The organism is Propionivibrio pelophilus DSM 12018 (genome assembly GCF_059569095.1).
The window spans coordinates 1-3,245 of record NZ_JCANUT010000114.1 but is presented as its reverse complement, the minus strand read 5'-3'; the positions used below and the strand labels follow the sequence as shown (position 1 = coordinate 3,245).

3 protein-coding genes are annotated in these 3,245 nt (G+C 58.2%); all 3 read left to right on the top strand.

Going from position 1 to position 3,245, the window contains the following annotated elements; genetic code table 11:
- Positions 1-88 precede the first annotated feature (88 nt).
- Positions 89-1,558, top strand: coding sequence for a sensor domain-containing diguanylate cyclase (locus BO74_RS20785; RefSeq protein WP_496445267.1), 1,470 nt, complete (start codon positions 89-91; stop codon positions 1,556-1,558).
- Between the two features lie 408 nt (positions 1,559-1,966).
- Positions 1,967-2,845 (top strand): tyrosine-type recombinase/integrase, encoded by an 879-nt coding sequence (locus BO74_RS20780; RefSeq protein ID WP_496445265.1) that lies wholly within the window; start codon positions 1,967-1,969, stop codon positions 2,843-2,845.
- 8 nt (positions 2,846-2,853) lie between these two features.
- The coding region (locus tag BO74_RS20775; RefSeq protein WP_496445263.1) for an IS91 family transposase at positions 2,854-3,245 on the top strand (392 nt) is incomplete at its 3' end.

Sequence of the window (3,245 nt, the reverse complement as noted above, 5' to 3'; positions counted from 1 at the left end):
CGCACAATGGCCCGAACGCATCCGTTCCTATTTCCAGCATCCTCATGCCGCATACGCGGCTTAGCAAAGCTATTTAAGGGCCGGGTTAATAATTCGACAGCCCTTCCTCAACGAAGTCCGTCTCTTCGAGCCCGACGCCACCAAGCCGTCCGGTTGGGCGTCACGGGTTACCGGCAGTCATTACGCGTACAGTGAAGGGGAACGTCTGCGGCATACGCTGGGCTTTCGGGTGAAACTTGATTTCCCCGAGACCACCTATTATTTGCGCGTCAAAACAATTTCCATGCCACAACTGACCGTCGAGGCCCTGCCGCCCATTGAGGCCCATGCGCGCGTACATGAATTCGACCTGCTGCAGGTGTTTTTCGTCACATCCATGGTCGCCTTGCTGATTTGGGCGCTACACAGTTATCTGCTGGATCGGCAGGCCGTTGTCGGCTTGTTTGCCATTTACCAAGCTGCCTATGTGGTTTACGGAACTGCCATTACGGGATATTTCGGCCCGTTGATTCCCGAGGGTTTTCCTTGGCTTTCGGACACGTTGTTCGTGTTGCCGTATTGCGCGGTCGGTTTTACGTGCCTTCTCTTTTGCCGAACGCTATTCCGGTCGTACGAGCCACCGCCGTTCCTCATGCGCGGATTGGACCTTATGTTGTGGGCGTTCCCGCTCCAGCTCCTGGCTATGGCCCTTGGCAGACCCATGTGGGCGGCGATCAGCAACTCCCTGTTGGTGCGGCTGGCGTGGTGGTACCTGGCACTCATGACTTTTAAGCTGCGCAAAGAGCAAAGACCAAGCCGGCGCATGATGCAGATCGTTTTCAGTACCGTTACCTTGCTGTTCACGGCACTTTGGCTGACTTACTACACGAGTCGTGCAGATACGCAAAGCTATCTGTTTGGTCGGCAAGTACTGATTGCGAACGGCCTTATCGTCGGCATTTTGTTCGCCGCGCTGGTCAACGCGCACTCGCGGAGGATTTTTCAAGAAGCCCAACAATCGTCCACGAATCTCGCACTGGCAGAAAGAAGTTTGCAGATCGAACGTCAGATGAAACACGAGGCGGAAGTTCAAGCGCGCACGGACTATCTTACGGGGCTGTTCAATCGTCGGCATCTTGTCGACGAAGCGGAGCGCGAAGTGGAGCGATCACTTCGTTATGGGCACTCGCTCGCAGTGATGATGATCGACATTGACCATTTCAAAACCGTGAACGATACGTGGGGGCACGCTGTGGGCGATTTGGTGCTGCAGCGGGTTTCTTTGGTGATTCGGGAGTTGCTGCGCAATGTGGATCTCTTCGGCCGCACCGGCGGGGAAGAATTCACTGTGATTCTGATCGAAACCGACCGAGCCGGGGCGATTGATGTCGCGGAACGGCTGCGGGGAATGGTGGCTCAAGCGGAAATTCCAACGGGCGACGGTAGCGTGGTGGGAGTCACGATTTCGCTCGGCGTTACGGAACTCAAAGGCCGTCAGCTGGGTTTCACCGCACTCATGAATGAGGCTGATCAAGCGCTGTACCGTGCCAAGCAACTGGGGCGGAATAAAGTGGTGTGACGCGACTGCGCTTAGACTACGCGCTGCGTAGCCGCCAGATAGACGCTTTATCGGTGAATTAATCTGACTACGTTTTCACACAACCTCGACCCTATGCAGAAATACAAGATGCGATAATGAGCTGACCGCATTGCGCCGATTCGCAGACCTCTGAAGAGAATGGTCAGGCAACGTGGGCGAAACACGAAAATCCCTTAGCTGAACGTCGGGCCGCTGTGGAGAAACTCGAAGGACGGATTTGGGTCGCTATGTAAAGCTTTACATAGCGACCCTTGGACTAAACCGCTGACGCGGTAGTCGCAGCTTGACGACCGGATTCAGTGGGTCGGATTTACAGAAAGCTCCCGACGGAGAACGATGAAGTTGCTGCGTGCAGCACTTCACTCAATCCAGATAAGGAGCTTGACCATGACGCCTCTACGCCAGCGGATGCTCGAAGACATGGCGATCCGCAACCTCGCCGAGAACACCCAATCGGCCTACCTGCAACAGGTCGCCGCGTACGCGCGACACTTTGACCGCTCACCGGCAGAACTCAGTCCGGAGGAGGTTCGTGCCTATCAGGTCCATTTGACGCAAACCCGAATGCTCTCGGCCAGCAGTGTCAGCGTCGCGACCGGCGCGCTGCGCTTCTTGTACAAGGTAACGCTCAAGCGGCCCTGGACGGTCGACGAGATTCCGATGCCCAAGCGACCTTTCAAGTTGCCGGTAATCCTCAGTCGCGAGGAAGTGATGCACTTCCTGGACTCGATCGGCAACCGCAAGCATCGAGCGATTCTCATGACGGCCTATGCGGCGGGCTTGCGCATCTCGGAAGCCACCCACCTCAAGGTGACCGACATCGACAGCCAGCGGATGATGCTCCGGGTCGATCAAGGCAAAGGGCGGAAGGATCGCTATGTAATGCTCTCGCCGCGTTTGCTCGATGAGCTGCGCGCCTACTGGAAAGCCGCCCATCCGACGCTGTGGCTGTTCCCGGGAGACCTGCCTGGGCAGCCGATCACCCGCGATGCCGTGGGGCAAGCCTGCCAGAAAGCGCACCGTGCTTCAGGTATTGCCAAACCGATCACCCCGCACGCGTTGCGTCACGCTTTCGCCACCCATCTGCTTGAGTCCGGCACCGATGTCCGCACCATCCAACTCCTGCTCGGGCACCGCAGTCTGGCGACGACCTCGCGCTACCTGAAGGTTGCCACCAGCACCGTGTGCGCCACGACCAGTCCCTTCGATTTGCTACCCAAGGTTGAGTCACCCCCACCGACACCCGCGCCTCTCACTCATTTCTGAGACGGGGCGTGCGCGCCACCGGGCTCGAGGTGGCCGACATCTTTCGCCAGGCCGGGCCCAGCTATCGCCAGCACCACGCTGACGCGCTCAGTCGCGGGCAGCGCTGCGTCATGAGCGCGATCGAGCGTTGTCGTACCGCCGCGCTCGGCGGACATGTCGAGCAGTGTGATTCCTGCGGTCACCAGCGCATTGCCTTCAACAGCTGCCGAAATCGGCACTGCCCGAAGTGCCAGTCCCTGGTACGCGCGCAATGGCTGGAAGAACGCCACGCCGATCTCATTCCCGTGGACTATTTTCACGTGGTCTTTACGCTACCCGAGGAGATCGCGGCAATCGCGTACCAGAACAAGGCCGTGGTCTACGACATCCTGTTTCACGCCACCGCCGAAACCTTGCGCAC

What these genes read in the sequence shown, in the direction of transcription:
- BO74_RS20780 (WP_496445265.1), top strand. Translation starts at nt 1,967, where the DNA reads ATGACGCCTCTACGCCAGCGGATGCTCGAAGACATGGCGATCCGCAAC.